This is a genomic window from Methylomonas sp. LWB (genome assembly GCF_001856095.1).
Taxonomy (GTDB): Bacteria; Pseudomonadota; Gammaproteobacteria; order Methylococcales; family Methylomonadaceae; genus Methylomonas; species Methylomonas koyamae_A.
Window position 1 is genome coordinate 251,341 of record NZ_MKMC01000012.1, and the last position, 14,138, is coordinate 265,478.

13 protein-coding genes and 1 tRNA gene are annotated in these 14,138 nt (G+C 52.2%); 8 read left to right on the forward strand and 6 right to left on the reverse strand.

Going from position 1 to position 14,138, the window contains the following annotated elements; genetic code table 11:
• The first annotated feature begins 109 nt into the window (after nt 1-109).
• From rpmI to BJL95_RS07110, 7 genes are all read left to right on the forward strand, one after another.
• Complete coding sequence (rpmI, locus tag BJL95_RS07080; protein WP_054761633.1) at nt 110-307, forward strand: 50S ribosomal protein L35; 198 nt, start codon at nt 110-112, stop codon at nt 305-307.
• 31 nt (nt 308-338) lie between these two features.
• Nucleotides 339-701: a 50S ribosomal protein L20 gene (gene rplT, locus BJL95_RS07085; RefSeq protein WP_071156617.1), complete on the forward strand. Its 363-nt coding sequence runs from the start codon at nt 339-341 to the stop codon at nt 699-701.
• Between the two features lie 127 nt (nt 702-828).
• Complete coding sequence (gene pheS, locus BJL95_RS07090; protein ID WP_071156619.1) at nt 829-1,848, forward strand: phenylalanine--tRNA ligase subunit alpha; 1,020 nt, start codon at nt 829-831, stop codon at nt 1,846-1,848.
• Nucleotides 1,849-1,862: 14 nt separating this feature from the next.
• Nucleotides 1,863-4,238 carry a phenylalanine--tRNA ligase subunit beta gene (pheT, locus tag BJL95_RS07095; protein WP_071156621.1) on the forward strand — a complete coding sequence of 792 codons (2,376 nt, stop codon included), beginning with the start codon at nt 1,863-1,865 and terminating at the stop codon, nt 4,236-4,238.
• Nucleotides 4,238-4,537, forward strand: coding sequence for an integration host factor subunit alpha (ihfA, locus tag BJL95_RS07100; RefSeq protein WP_064029817.1), 300 nt, complete (start codon nt 4,238-4,240; stop codon nt 4,535-4,537). Before pheT ends, ihfA begins: the two co-directional genes overlap by 1 nt.
• Entirely contained in the window at nt 4,521-4,874 is a 354-nt protein-coding gene (locus tag BJL95_RS07105) for a MerR family transcriptional regulator (protein WP_064029728.1), read from the forward strand. Before ihfA ends, BJL95_RS07105 begins: the two co-directional genes overlap by 17 nt.
• A 57-nt stretch (nt 4,875-4,931) precedes the next feature.
• A tRNA-Pro gene (locus BJL95_RS07110) sits at nt 4,932-5,008 on the forward strand.
• Between the two features lie 134 nt (nt 5,009-5,142).
• Here the strand turns inward: BJL95_RS07110 and BJL95_RS07115 are convergent.
• The 6 genes from BJL95_RS07115 to BJL95_RS07140 all read right to left on the reverse strand — a co-directional run bounded on the left by BJL95_RS07115 (nt 5,143) and on the right by BJL95_RS07140 (nt 11,581).
• Nucleotides 5,143-5,757, reverse strand: a complete 615-nt coding sequence (locus BJL95_RS07115; protein ID WP_071156623.1) for a hypothetical protein — start codon at nt 5,755-5,757, stop codon at nt 5,143-5,145.
• 101 nt (nt 5,758-5,858) lie between these two features.
• Entirely contained in the window at nt 5,859-6,668 is an 810-nt protein-coding gene (locus BJL95_RS07120) for a hypothetical protein (protein ID WP_071156625.1), read from the reverse strand.
• 17 nt (nt 6,669-6,685) lie between these two features.
• The gene (locus BJL95_RS07125) at nt 6,686-9,250 is read right to left on the reverse strand and encodes a hypothetical protein (protein ID WP_071156627.1); all 2,565 of its coding nucleotides are present in this window, start codon (nt 9,248-9,250) and stop codon (nt 6,686-6,688) included.
• Nucleotides 9,251-9,259: 9 nt separating this feature from the next.
• A complete protein-coding gene (locus BJL95_RS07130) occupies nt 9,260-9,457 on the reverse strand; it encodes an AlpA family transcriptional regulator (protein WP_071157047.1) in 198 nt (65 codons plus the stop codon).
• Between the two features lie 142 nt (nt 9,458-9,599).
• Nucleotides 9,600-10,343 (reverse strand): hypothetical protein, encoded by a 744-nt coding sequence (locus BJL95_RS07135; protein ID WP_139306160.1) that lies wholly within the window; start codon nt 10,341-10,343, stop codon nt 9,600-9,602.
• Between the two features lie 14 nt (nt 10,344-10,357).
• Complete coding sequence (locus BJL95_RS07140) at nt 10,358-11,581, reverse strand: hypothetical protein (protein WP_071156631.1); 1,224 nt, start codon at nt 11,579-11,581, stop codon at nt 10,358-10,360.
• 226 nt (nt 11,582-11,807) lie between these two features.
• On the opposite strand from BJL95_RS07140, the gene BJL95_RS07145 reads away from it, so the two are divergent.
• Nucleotides 11,808-14,129: a CRISPR-associated helicase/endonuclease Cas3 gene (locus BJL95_RS07145; protein WP_083385753.1), complete on the forward strand. Its 2,322-nt coding sequence runs from the start codon at nt 11,808-11,810 to the stop codon at nt 14,127-14,129.
• Nucleotides 14,130-14,138: the final 9 nt, after the last annotated feature.

Below are 14,138 nucleotides of genomic sequence, written 5' to 3' on the forward strand. Positions count from 1 at the left end.
GATGGTGCGGTCTTAAGGGCGTTTTGCCCAAAAATTCAATGGGGCCAAGCATTTTGCCTCACTGGGTTTTTTCTCAGGGATTATTACTTTGACTCATTGGAGAAAACAAATGCCAAAACTGAAAAGCCACAGTGGCGCAGGTAAGCGCTTCAAGAAAACCGGCACCGGCGGTTTCAAATGCAAGCAATCGCATAAGCGTCATATCCTGACCAAAAAAACCACCAAACGTAAAAGACAATTGCGTAAAACAGCCATCCTGCATCCATCGGATACGCCATTGGTAGCACGCATGCTGCCTTATAGTTGATCGATTCGTTATTTGCAGAGAGAGTTAAAACATGGCTAGAGTTAAACGCGGTGTCACCGCTAGAGCAAGACACAAAAAAATCCTGAAATTGGCTAAAGGCTATTATGGCGCCCGCAGCCGAGTCTATCGCGTCGCCAAGCAAGCGGTCATTAAGGCCGGCCAGTACGCTTACCGCGACCGTAAGGCTAAAAAACGCCAATTCCGCGCTCTGTGGATCGTGCGTATCAACGCTGCCGCGCGTCAGTTCGGCATATCCTACAGTCGCATGATCAACGGTTTGAACAAAGCCAATGTCGCGATTGATCGCAAAGTCCTGGCCGATTTGGCCGTGCGCGACATCGAAGCGTTTGGCGAGATAGCCAAAGTCGCTATCGCCAACCAAAGCAAACCGTAACAAAATCCGAGTCGTCCGCGCGGACGACTCGCGGTCGCTACCTCTCCGCCAAGGCGGGGAGGGCTCCCCGGGAATCCGCTAAAGGGAGCGGTTACCCCCTCAATGTCAGACTATAGTGAGCTGAGTCGTGTCGGCTGGTATCGAAGATATTATTACGCAGGCATTGCAAGCGCTTGCCAATGCACAAGATCTGGAACAGCTGGATCAGATCAGGGTTCATTATTTGGGCAAAAAAGGCCTGTTTACGGAGCGCATGAAGGCCCTGGGCGGTTTGGACCCCGAGCAGAGACGGAGTGTCGGTCAAGTTATCAATAATGCCAAAACCGCCTTTCAGGACGCGCTCGAAACGCGTAGGCAGTTGCTGGAGAATGCCGAACTCGAGGCTCGTTTGTCTGCGGGGCGAATCGACGTCACGTTGCCCGGTAGAGGGCAATCCAGCGCCGGACTGCATCCGGTAACCGTCACCCAGCGACGCATCGCCAAGATCTTCGCGGACGCCGGTTTTACGATCGCCGAAGGTCCGGAAATCGAAGACGATTACCATAATTTCGGCGCGCTCAACATACCCGAGCATCACCCGGCCAGGGCGATGCACGATACCTTTTATTTCGATGCGCATACCGTGCTGCGCACCCATACGTCGCCGGTACAAATTCGGGTCATGGAATCGGAGAAGCCGCCGCTGAAAGTCATCGCGCCCGGCCGCGTCTACCGTTGCGATTCCGATATGACCCATTCGCCGATGTTTCATCAGGTTGAGGGCTTTCTGGTCGATACCGACGTCAGCTTCGGCGACCTGAAGGGCGTCATATTCGAATTCCTGCGGGCTTTTTTTGAGAAGGAAGTCGACGTCAGGTTTCGGCCGTCTTATTTCCCGTTCACCGAGCCGTCGGCTGAGTTCGACGTTTCATGCGTCATGTGCGACGGCCAGGGCTGTCGCGTCTGTAAACAGACAGGTTGGCTGGAAGTGGGCGGATGCGGGATGATCCATCCGGAAGTCTTCAAGTCGGTCGGTATCGATCCCGAGCAATACTCGGGTTTCGCCTTCGGAACCGGTGTTGAGCGCTTGGCAATGATGCGTTACGGTATCAACGACCTGCGGATGTTCTTCGAAAACGACTTGAAATTTTTGCAACAGTTTAGGTAACGGTGGATTGAATCATGCAAGTTAGCGAAGCCTGGTTGAGGGAGCTGGTTAACCCGCCGATCGATACCGCCGCCTTGGTTGCTCAACTGACGATGGCCGGCTTGGAAGTCGATGCGGTCACGCCGGTCGCGGCGGAATTCAGCGGCGTCGTCGTCGCGGAAGTGCTGTCGACCGAGCAGCACCCCAACGCCGATAAGTTAAGAGTCTGTCGAGTCAATGTCGGCCAAGCCGAGCCTCTGCAAATCGTTTGCGGTGCCAGCAATGTCCGGCCTGGTTTGAAGGTGCCGGCCGCTCTGATTGGCGCGATCTTGCCCGGCGACTTCAAAATCAAGGAATCCAAGTTACGCGGTGAATTATCGTTCGGTATGCTGTGTTCGGAAAAAGAACTCGGCCTTGCGGCGACTTCAGACGGTTTGATGGAGCTGCAAAGCGACGCGCCGGTAGGCGTCGATATTCGCGAATATCTGTTGTTGAACGACAATATTATCGAGTTGGGATTGACGCCTAATCGAGCCGATTGCCTCAGTGCGGTTGGCGTTGCCAGGGAAATGGCGGTATTGAACAAGCAGGCGTTTACGCCAACCGAACCCGCCGCCGCCGAAATCGGTCATTCGGACGTGCTGGAAGTTCAGGTTGAAGCACCGGAAGCGTGCCCGGTTTATTTGGGGCGCTTGATTAAAGGGATCGCTCGGGGTGCCAAAACCCCGCTCTGGATGCTGGAACGCTTGCGTCGTAGCGGCGTCCGCGGCTTGAGTGCGGTCGTCGATGTCACCAATTACGTGCTTCTGGAATTGGGTCAGCCCTTGCATGCGTTCGATGCGGCTAAGCTGGCCGCGCCCGTTGTCGTTCGGCGCGCTAACGCGGGCGAATCGCTAGCGCTGTTAAACGACCAAACCATCGTGTTGGACGACGGCAGTCTGGTTATTGCTGATCAACGCCAATCCCTGGCGTTGGCCGGTGTGATGGGCGGCAAGGACAGCGCGGTATCGGACCAAACTTGCGATATTTTCTTGGAATGCGCATTCTTCACGCCGATTAGCGTAGCCGGCAAGGCTCGGCAATATGGCTTGCATACCGATTCGTCCCACCGTTTCGAACGCGGCGTCGATTTCAGATTGCAACATCGGGCCCTCGAGCGCGCGACGCAATTGATACTTGAGATTGCGGGTGGTAGCGCTGGTCCGATCACGGAAGCGGTCGACGAAGATGCGCTGCCGGCCCGTAGTCCGGTCAAGTTGCGTAGCGACCGAATTGCGAAGATACTCGGAATCGAGTTGTCCAACGAAGCGGTCGCAACCTTATTCCAGGGCTTGGGAATGACGGTTGCGCAAGTCGCGGATGGTTGGGAAATCACCCCGCCAGGATTTCGTTTCGATATAGCCATCGAAGCGGATCTATTGGAAGAAATCGGCCGCATCCATGGTTATAACAACCTGCCCAGCAGCAATTTGCGCATGCGCGCCGAACTGGGCAAAGCGCCGGAAAATCGCTTGACGCTCGAGCGGTTGCAAGACGCATTGGTGGATAGAGGCTATCAGGAAGTTATCACGTACAGCTTTGTCGATGAGGCGATGCAAAAGGCCGTCGCACCCGGTGCCGAATTTATAAGGATTCAAAACCCGATTTCGTCGGAACTGGCGGTCATGCGTACCACGCTCTGGTGCGGTCTGTTGAACGCCGCGCTTTACAACACTCATCGCCAACAAAGTCGAGTTCGCTTGTTCGAGTCCGGCCTGCGTTTCGTATATCGCGATGGTCAGATCCAGCAGCAAAAAATGCTCGCCGGGCTGGCCCTGGGTAGCGTTCATGCGGAACAATGGGCAGAGAAGGCCTGTAGGGTCGATTTCTTCGATGTGAAGGCTGATGTCGAAGCTCTACTCGCGTTAGGTGCGTCAGCCGCCGGTTTCCGCAGTGCTCAACATTCGGCCCTGCATCCTGGTCAGTCGGCTGAAATCGTTGGTTTAGAGGGCGACAGTATCGGTTGGCTGGGAATGTTGCATCCTTTGTTGGAAAAGCAGTTGGGTTTCGATAGTCCGGTATTTTTATTTGAATTGGCTCTCGATGCTTTAACGATTCGGCAAGTGCCCAGTTTCAGCCCGCTGTCTAAATTCCCGTCGGTACGTCGGGATTTAGCATTGGTGGTCGATCAGGCCGTTGCCGCCGGCGATATCGTCCGTTGTGTCCTAGACTGTCGGGAACCGGCTATTCGGGAAGCGGCGATTTTCGACGTCTACCAAGGGCAAGGCGTCAGTGAAGGTCACAAAAGCGTGGCCTTGAGCGTGGTATTACAGGATTTCGAGCAAACTCTGACCGACACTGAAATTGATGCTATATTTCGCAGGGTGCTCGATACTTTGGCGACCAATCTGAATGCAAAATTGAGGGAGTGATTGTGGCATTAACCAAAGCAGACATTGCGGAAAGACTCTTCGAAGACCTAGGCTTGAACAAACGAGAAGCCAAGGAAATTGTCGAATTGTTTTTCGAAGAAATTAAACGTTGCCTGGAGACAGGGGAGCAAGTGAAAATTTCCGGATTCGGCAAATTCGAGCTGAGAGACAAAAACGGCCGACCGGGCCGTAACCCCAAAACCGGAGAAGAAATCCCGATTACTCCACGCCGGGTCGTGACGTTCAGAACCGGACAGAAACTGAAAGCCCGAGTGGAAGCCTATGCTGGAACCCAGTAATAACAACGAGTTGCCGGTCATACCGGCGAAGCGCTATTTCACGATAGGCGAAGTTAGCGAACTATGCGGGGTTAAGCCCCACGTATTGCGGTACTGGGAGCAGGAGTTTAGCGAACTCAGTCCGGTAAAACGCCGCGGCAACCGCCGTTATTACCAACGACACGACGTATTACTGATACGGCAAATCAGAGCGCTGTTGTACGAGCAAGGCTACACGATAGGCGGCGCCAGGGCGCATCTGGCCAGCGGTAGCGCCAAGGAAGACACGCTAAGGACCAAGCAGCTTATCCACCAGATGATAAGCGAACTGGAAGATATTTTAGAACTTTTGAAGTGATCAGTCGACAAAACCGTGTTAGAATAACCGGCTAGTTTAGTTTGTCACATTTCTTTTCGGGGCGTAGCGCAGCCTGGTAGCGCACTTGTCTGGGGGACAAGGGGTCGTGGGTTCGAATCCCGCCGTCCCGACCAATTAAATCAATAAGATAGAAAACGTACTACTGTAAAAGATATAGAAGTACCTGATTTCGGGATACATTCCGGGATACATTTTTTAATCGCTTGACCGTGCTGCTATCGTTTTTACGAAACAGATTCGCCTAACTTCAAATTAGCGACTCATCTTCAAACAAACGCAGCCGCGTAACGATCCCGGCTAACGACTGATTGACCAATACATCGTGTTTTAGCTGGAGCTTATGGAATGTTGTCCAGTGCATACCTTTCGGCTTGACGCCATTGGGATTCAAGATCCCCACCTGCCATCCCAACTTTTCACGAATTCGGTCTGCTTTTCTACTCGCTCGGTCATCTCGTTTTTCTCGGGTAGATCCATAGGCCAGTTTATGGCAATGCCGACACGCAAAGATTTTTCCGCCGTAAAGAATCGCCACCCTCTTACCGCAACCATGTGCAGGGCAGAGGAACCAAGTTCTCTGCCCGCCCATGTTGCAATGGGTCTTCTCCAAGTAGACAGGATAATCTAGGTTTTGCCAAGGACCGTTGTGTCTCTGATGCCGATATTGAAGAATGATCCGATCCGCGTGCGCCGTGATTTGTATCGATCCGATCACGGTGCCGGATCGGGACCACGTCAAGCTTGAGGTTCGACCCGGCGTTAACAAACCTTGGCGTTGCAAGTAGCGTACATCCAGTGCTTGCATGTCGTTGGTCGTATTTTTGCCGCCTTGATAACGGCGGCCGCTGCCGATTCCACCCATATTTTTTCTCAGATTTTGCCTAAATCATTTGGCAAGTTTGAATGTGGTTGTTTAGCTAAATTGGCCAGAGGCCTTGCTGGGACTGGCCTTGGCATGCATTTTTACGGAGTCGGATTGATAGGGCTACGCAGGTCTTTCAGCTTCAAAAGCATCGCCAACGTGCGCTCAAATTTACGATCCAGGTGGACTTCATAACGGTTTAGCTTCTCCAATTGCTGTGGTCTTAGCCCTTCGCCCAGCGTTTGCGCCTTGATTTCCTGGTAATACCGCGCCTCTTTTTGCATTTGCAGGCAAAGTGGATGTAGTTTTTCGCGAATGAATTCTGCCAACCCTTCCGCCGTGGAAGGATATTCCTCCTCTTCCACATAGTCGTCCCACATGTCGCGGCTTTCGGGAATCAAAGCGTTGCGGGCCCGAGCGTAGGCGGTTTTGCCGCCTTTACGCAGTATGGCCGCCGCTTTTTCCGTGGCGGCGAGATCAAGTTCGGCTTCATGGAGCCTGGCTTGGTTTTCTTCCGGGGTATCGCAAATAATGTCGGTGACCCATAAATGACTGGTTTTCAGACCAGGATCGAACGGTACAGCCGCTGGCACAATACTACTATCGGTTTGACTGGCTATTTGCCTGAGGTTGCGATTGATCGATGCGCCTTCCGCCAAAAGCACTCGGCGCTTGCGCCACAAGATCGTCGCCAATTCTTCCACCAAGTGCATTTCGGTCATGCCGGCCGGTTGATGTTCCGCTTTTAACGCCGACAACAGATTGTCAAACTCGGCTTTATCCTCGTGAGGCAATACGGCATGCTTCGACAAAATGCCGTGTGTCATGGCGTTATAGCGCACCGTTTCGTAGGGTCCGCTAGAATGCAGTGCTGGATTGGCCGTTAACACTTCATTTTCCAGGTTGTTCATAAATGGATACTCCTAATTCATTCGCCGCGACTAGCACGGGCATAAGCGTTATCGTTTTTGGCTTGATTGACAGTTTTTACAATCGGGCTAGAGAAAACCTCCGAAACCGATAAAACCGATTCCACCCGCCAGCGCTCGGATGAACTATTGCCAGGGGCACGCAGGAAGCGTTTGCCATCGACAATGCGGCCGGCATGTCGCTTTATCCAGCGGCCGAGCTTGCGCCGATTGATCTCGCCGCGTTCACTGGCAATATCATCCAGCACCTCACGCAATTCTTGATGGTCTTCGAATGCTAAATTCGATTTATTGATGGCCTCTCGGATCATAGCGGCGGTATTGCCAAACACGGCCTGCCAAGCTGAAAGTAAGCGCGCCAATGTCTCGCGGTCCGGGTCCTCGGCCATTGCTTCAAATACGGATGCGACCGGATCGGTGCAGCCCAGCCACAGCAATGGCTGGCAGCACAGTTCGGACCATTCGTCATAGCTTCCCAGTGGTTTGCAGTCCGTTTTCGGCCGTCCGGCGGCAATCCAGGCCCGAACGATAGTCAGTGCAGCCGATACAAATCGCCCGCGTTCGCGCAGGACATCGCGGATAAGATGAGGGCGCTTGAAACTGCGTGAGGCCGGTATCTCGCAACCTGGATCAAGGTGGATCGTCACGCAACGCCGAGCCATGTCCTGCACCGGGCCGACGTTATTGCCGCTGGAGATAAACAGTGTTCGCGTGCTGACCGTTGCCGTTTTGGAAACGCCCAGTATCCGACCGCTGATAAATTCCGCCGTCAACGCGGTACACAAGCTCTTATGAGCAACCAGGTCACCGGTCAGATTATCGAACTCCACCACGGCCGGCGCTCGCAGCAACTCGGCTAATAGCAGTTTCCGACACTCTTCGTCATCACCGGGAAAGGTGGTGGGCGTGCCGCGCTGTGGAGTGGCAAAGGCTGTCATCAGTGCGCACAAATAGGATTTACCCGAGCCTGGCATGTGCGCCTTAACATGAAACATCGGTGCGACGGTTAGACTTGGCCGTACCACGGCGGTGAGAATTGCGGCCAGTGCGGCGGCTTGGTCGGTTGGGGTAGCGAAACTGAATTCCGCCAACGTATCAATCAGCACTGCCAATGCGGCTTCGGCCTCGATACGGGTTGGCTGTATCGGCACCGCGAAGTCGCGCGTGTCAAACACGCCGAACATCCCCGTCGTAGCGTCATAACCCGCCGCTGTCATCAAACTGCCATCCGGTCGCAGATAGGGCTGACGCGCCAAGCCGTTTAACACGGGCAGATGTGGATAGCTCGGTGAATCGAACAAGACGGCCGCATGCCGAGCTGGCGGATCGGTGCGCACCCAACCCACGGCGCGTGCATCAAATCGCTCCCAGGTCGCCGCACCCGCCAATGCGCGGACCAACCCTGGCTGAGTCACTTCCTGTACCCGCGATTCACGCGTAACGGGATCGGTGACGATCGTGACGATCAGCCCGCCGCGTTGGTAATGGTGACGTGATTGCGCCAATTCACACTCGGCGGCATCCACTACGCGATGAATCTCACCAGCCATGATGCGGATCGTGGCTTTCATGCGTGCCGCACTAATCTCAATGTCGAGAAAGTCCAGCAGATCGCGAATATGTCGTTCCGCACAGTGCCCATGTAAACACTTGAAACCACCGATAGGCCAAAGGTCTTCTGGCTCGAAATACGCCGTTCCGCCATCCATCTCGCCAGTATGTTCCGCGACCCACGGACAAGTGATGTCGTGCTTACCATGACCAAGCGGCGACTTGTATAAACCCAAGTCGCGCAATACCGCAATAACCGCATTTTCGGCTGGACGCGGTATCCAAACCGGATCACCGTCCTGCGGCTGTTCGAGTGTCGCGTGCCTCCGTTGCCGTTTTGGCCGTTCGGATGTCGCCATTTCCAACTGCAAACCGTCCATCAACGCCTGCATCGAATAGTTCAATTCAGGATTCCAGTTCACCATATGGCAAGGGAAGGGTGGTTCATGCTTGCCGTTCACCGCCACCGGCAAACGCGCCAAGCGTGCGCGAGGACCGTTAGCCCCCGGATCGCACAAACCGGCGCTGATAACTGCATTCATCAACCGGTCAGCCAAGGGGCCATCCGTCAGCGGTTCGCTTAACAAATAGCCGGCCTGATGGTTGCCCGGCGAGGTTTCCAGCAGCCAGGTCGGCGGCAACGTCAAGCGTTCCATCGCCACCTTGCTACCCACATCGTCCAGCATCACCGCATATAACGCATGGAATTGGACTTTTTGGCGTCGGTAGGTGCCTTCTTCGTCCGGGTGGAACACCGCCAATGAAAAATAGTTATTGGCATCCGGAGGCAGCGAAACCTTCATCTCTGAATTGCTAGCCCATGGCCGGCCAAACCAAGCGCTTTTCTGAACTTTGGCCGGACTGCCTGCAAAGCTCACTATCAGCGGTTTAATATCAGCTTGCGCAATGCTGAAAATTGCCGACAAAAACGCCTGATTACTGACCAAATCGGTTTTGTCGCTTTTATCGGTTTCGGCGGGTGCAAAATCAAAATCTGTCAAAGGCATATCCATGACGCCCCCTTAACCAACCGATTTACGGCTTGCTTCGATACGCTGATTCAGCCACGCATCGACCTCGGCCTCGATCCAGCCTACCGCGCGGCCGCCAAGCGAAACCGGTGCCGGAAAACTGCCTTCGGCTACTCGCAAATAGATCGTGGAACGGGAAAGTCCGGTGCGGGTTTTAACGGCGGGAAGTCTTAAAATCTTGGTAACCATGTTAGTGCCTCCTTGAGGCTTGTTGAACATGGTTACGTATTGAGAACCAGCTAGGGGACTAGCTTGCAAGCTAGCTAGTGAAAAATCGCGCTAGGCCGCTGTAGCACTGGCTTTTAGAAAATGTACTGGCTAGGGCTTACCACTATGATTTAGATTTTTTCGGTTCGTCGTCCTCGGCTAGCAACTGTTTTAATCGCGAAACACTGATGCCTTCTTCCTCGGCAACGGTTTTTAAAAAGGCTTTGATGCCCTTGTTTGTTAATACCTGAACGCGCTTCTTGAGCCGTTCCTTCCTTTGCGCGGCCGACTCGACATCGCCGCCACCTAACGCCGGTTTATCGACAAACCGGGTTAATTTACGTTTATCGACCTTGAATGCTTGGCCATCAAATGTCAGCACTTCAACCACTGCAACCGTATGCCCGGCCAGCGACAATAACAGCCCGGCATCAGCAGTTAGAACCAAATGACTCGTGTGCTTGGCCCCTTTAAGCAAACCAATTTCCCATCGGGCCGTTTCCGAGCCAGTCTTGTCTGCCTTGCGCAAATCCAGCAACGCCGCCAACATGTTTGCCAGAGAATCGCCTGATGCCTGCCGCTGTTCCAAACATTCGATGGCTACCGGCACCCGGCTAATGTCGTCGCGTTTATCGCAAACCATCAAGGCCTGGACATGGCCTGTGGCATTGGACATTAAATGCACCGGCATCATGCATTCGCGCTCGCAGCCAGGGCACACTGCGCTTTTTGCCGGTGACGCTTTACTGAGTAACCCTTGTTGTATCATCGCCGCCACAATCGAAGTCGGCCACTGTCTTAATTCGCGGCTATCGATCAACACCGGTGCGCCGCGCATTGAGCCAAGGCGCTCCAGCAATTCGATCAAGGTTTCGTCGGGGGTCATGCTGCGTCGGAATCAGCAGTTTCTTCTTCCTGATCGGATTGTTCCTTCGGTTCAATGCCGGAAGCCTCCAGCATATCGCGCAATTTCAAATCCACTTCGTCATATTTCAGCGAACAGGAATTCGGGTAAGTGATGCGGATGGTGACCGTTTTAGCCGGTTTGTCCGGCTTGGTAATAATCGAAGCGGCAAGTTCCACTTGGGTAATATTGAATAAATGCAGCGGTATGGACTGGCCGATTTTGTCTAGCAACGTATAGATTGCGTCCGAGTCTTCCAAGGCATCTGCTTCCAGCGTGACGCGGTCGCCTTTGCGTGCCCGAGAGGACAGGCGCAGTTTTTTGACCAACACATGTTCGATGCCACTGCCCACGCCATAACTGAACTGAAAGCTTTTGCGGCGCAGCGGGTTCAAATCGTAAACCCGTTGGTCTTTCGGGTCCGGCGGCAATTCGTCGAGTTTTAAAATGGCATTGGCGAACATGCCTTGTAAGGGTTCAACAGCCTTGTGCGAACCGCGAAAATTCAAATCCAGCGAGCCGTCCTTTTGCGAGTAGACGTAGACCACTTCAAACGCCGGATTGTGCGGTCGCCGGCCGAACTCCCCATCGATCCATTCAATGCTTTGCTGGGAATAGTCCTCCGGATAGGCGAAGAAATAATCCAGATCGCCACGTTTCAATGGCTCCACCACGCAATGGTTACCTCGGCCTTCCGTGCGATGAAAGTAATGACGGATTAAATCGGCTAATTCACAAATACTGACATCATCCACGGCTGCCGGTCTATGGCCCATGTTTTTGCGTTTGCGCCAATAGGGCAGGGTATCGGCATGAAAAAAACGGGTTGCGCCGCGCCAGCACTCGGCATGGTCAAGATAGGTCAGCATCGCTCGGTGATAGTGGCTTGGTTGCGCCGAAAGCGCATCAATAAAAGCGGTCAACGTTTCGGGAGTGGACTGCATTTGCCATTCGGCTTCGTCGATGATAGCTTTAAAACCTCTCTCGCAACTCATTCCGAAAATGTCGCGAAAATCCCCGTCCAGTTTATGGCGTTGGTCTTCCGGCAGATCAATCCAAGCCGAAAACAAAGCATCGGGCTTGCTATCGGGCATGCCGGCAAAATCGAACGTCTTCAACAAGTCCCGTTCCTGAAAAAACCGCGCCAGTAACACATTTGGCATCTGCCGAAAAAAATCCCTGGTCGTGTAATGCCGTGGCATTGAATTCCTCCATGTAGCTTAGTTGATTCGTTAGCTTGGATTATATGGGACTTTCTTGTACATTGAGGGGCAAAATAAATCAACACGGACGATTCAGTTTACTCTCGCATGACGCAATACATAGCTCATATCAGAAATCACGATAAGAAAATTCAGACATTGGATTGTCATCTCTACGAGGCATCGGAATTATCCCGACTGTTTGCTTGTAAGTGTGGCGCGAGGAATGAAATCGGCTTCAATATCAAAGCGCTTAATCGAGCTTAATGGAATAAAACTCGTGCCAACACAACAATCTAATCACACTGTTTACTATGCCCACTCAGGAACTCTTGATGATTTATCCGATGGCCAAACATTATTTAATCACCTGAGCAAGGTAAGCGATATTGCCGGACAAAACGCGCAGTGGTTTGGGGCTGAAGAATTAGCCACCTATGCCGGTTTGCTTCATGATCTTGGCAAATATTGCCCAGAATTTCTAAAGCGATTGCAAGGCGGAAAAGTCAGAGTCGATCATGCTACTGCCGGAGCAAAGATAGCTAATGAGCGCTGGCAACAAATGGGAAAATTGCTCGCCTTTTGCATCGCTGGGCATCATACCGGCTTAGCAAATGGCATTGATGAAGGACAGCAACGTTCAACACTGGATGAGCGTTTGAAACTTAAGTTCGGCGACGATATTCCTGATCTTGATCCTGTATGGCAGCAGGAAATAAAGCTGCCGGCGCATTTAACGCTACCAGCATTAAAACCCCATAAAATTTGGCCTGGCTTTCAACTGGCTTTTTTTACACGCATGATTTTTTCATGCTTGATTGATGCCGACAGAAAAGATACCAACAACTATTACCTTCGCTTGGAAGGGAAAGAAAGAGAACCAATCTACCCATCGATACAGGCCTTGCGCCAGCGGTTCAATGCCAAATTAGAAGAAGTCCGGCAGAAGCTGGCTGTCCAGCCGCCTAAACGCATCAATCAGCTTAGGCAACGCATTCTTGACCATAGCCGCAAACAAGCGGAATTACCTCCCGGCTTGTTTTCTCTTACCGTGCCGACCGGAGGCGGGAAAACTTATACCTCAATGGCTTTTGCATTGGACCACGCCATTGCTCATCAATTGCGCCGAATTATTTATGTCATTCCGTTTACCAGCATTATTGAACAGAACGCCAAAGTCTTTAAAGAAGCGTTTGACGATTTGGCCGATGCGGTCATAGAACATCACAGCGCTTTTGATGACACTAATCTGCCCAATAACAACGCCCGTGACAATTTGAAGCGGGCAATGGAAACCTGGGATGCGCCTATTATTGTTACGACTGCTGTGCAATTTTTTGAATCGTTGTTTGCCGACCGGCCTTCGCAATGCCGCAAACTCCATAATATTGCCGGTAGCGTGATCATTCTCGATGAAGCTCAAACCTTGCCACTTAAACTGCTTCGGCCGATTATGGCTGCGCTTGATGAGTTGGCGCTGAATTATCGGTGCAGCATTGTTTTATGTACGGCGACGCAACCTGCGCTTAAGAAAGACAATGGTTTCATCAATGGTTTTGAAAATGTTCGTGAAATTTCGCCTGATCCGCTAGCGTTGTTTACAGAACTTGAACGGGTCACGGTAAAAAATATTGGCGAACAAACCGATGAGCAACTGCTGAGCCATTTACAGGAAAAACAACAGGTACTCTTTATCGCCAACAATCGCCGTCACGCCCGTAGTTTGTATGACAGCATGAAGAAGTTAAAGCTAGAGGGCGCAACCCATCTGACTACGCTGATGTGCGCCAAACATCGCTCGCAGATTTTGGAAAAAGTACGGGATGATTTGTTACAGGGAAAGCCTTGCCGTTTGGTTTCAACCTCTTTGATAGAAGCCGGTGTAGATGTTGATTTCCCCTGCGTACTACGCGCAGAAGCGGGGTTGGATTCTATTGCCCAGGCCGCAGGACGTTGTAACCGTGAAGGCAAGCGCGAGCGTAAAGACAGCGAAGTGTTGGTATTTCAAAGCCCAGATTGGCGAGCGCCGCCCGAATTGGAGCAATTGGCTGGCAATATGCGCCAAGTTATGCGCAATCATAGCGGAAACTTGCTATCCCCCGGTGCTTTAACAAGCTATTTCAATGCGGTGTACTGGTCTAAAGGCGATGAGCTAGACAAGAAAAAAATTCTGGAAACTCATAACAATCACTGCCGAAAACTCAGCTTTCCTTTTCAGAATATCGCCCGCGACTTTCGCATGATAGAAACGTGCCTTAAGCCGGTAATCATTGCATTCGATGACAACGCCGCAAAGCTACTGCAAGATTTGGAGTTTGCCGAAAATGTCGGCGGTATCGCCCGTCAGCTACAGGTTTATTTAGTTCAAATTCCTGAACAAGGTTTCAAAGAGCTGTTGAGAGTTGGTGCCGTTGAATCGATCAAGCCCGAAAAATTCGGCGACCAGTTTTGGCGTTTGACCGATCCTGATTTGTATGACAAAGAAGCGGGGCTTAGTTGGGATAAGGAAAGTCTTGTTTTCATGGAAGCCAAGAAAACAATATTTTAAAAAACATAA

Excerpts from the sequence above, each read along its gene's own strand:
- BJL95_RS07115 (WP_071156623.1), bottom strand. The coding sequence starts at position 5,757 with ATGGGTGGAATCGGCAGCGGCCGCCGTTATCAAGGCGGCAAAAATACG.
- BJL95_RS07145 (WP_083385753.1), top strand. The coding sequence starts at position 11,808 with ATGAAATCGGCTTCAATATCAAAGCGCTTAATCGAGCTTAATGGAATA.
- rplT (WP_071156617.1), top strand. The coding sequence starts at position 339 with ATGGCTAGAGTTAAACGCGGTGTCACCGCTAGAGCAAGACACAAAAAA.
- BJL95_RS07125 (WP_071156627.1), bottom strand. The coding sequence starts at position 9,250 with ATGGATATGCCTTTGACAGATTTTGATTTTGCACCCGCCGAAACCGAT.
- BJL95_RS07105 (WP_064029728.1), top strand. The coding sequence starts at position 4,521 with ATGCTGGAACCCAGTAATAACAACGAGTTGCCGGTCATACCGGCGAAG.
- BJL95_RS07120 (WP_071156625.1), bottom strand. The coding sequence starts at position 6,668 with ATGAACAACCTGGAAAATGAAGTGTTAACGGCCAATCCAGCACTGCAT.
- pheT (WP_071156621.1), top strand. The coding sequence starts at position 1,863 with ATGCAAGTTAGCGAAGCCTGGTTGAGGGAGCTGGTTAACCCGCCGATC.
- rpmI (WP_054761633.1), top strand. The coding sequence starts at position 110 with ATGCCAAAACTGAAAAGCCACAGTGGCGCAGGTAAGCGCTTCAAGAAA.
- BJL95_RS07130 (WP_071157047.1), bottom strand. The coding sequence starts at position 9,457 with ATGGTTACCAAGATTTTAAGACTTCCCGCCGTTAAAACCCGCACCGGA.
- BJL95_RS07140 (WP_071156631.1), bottom strand. The coding sequence starts at position 11,581 with ATGCCACGGCATTACACGACCAGGGATTTTTTTCGGCAGATGCCAAAT.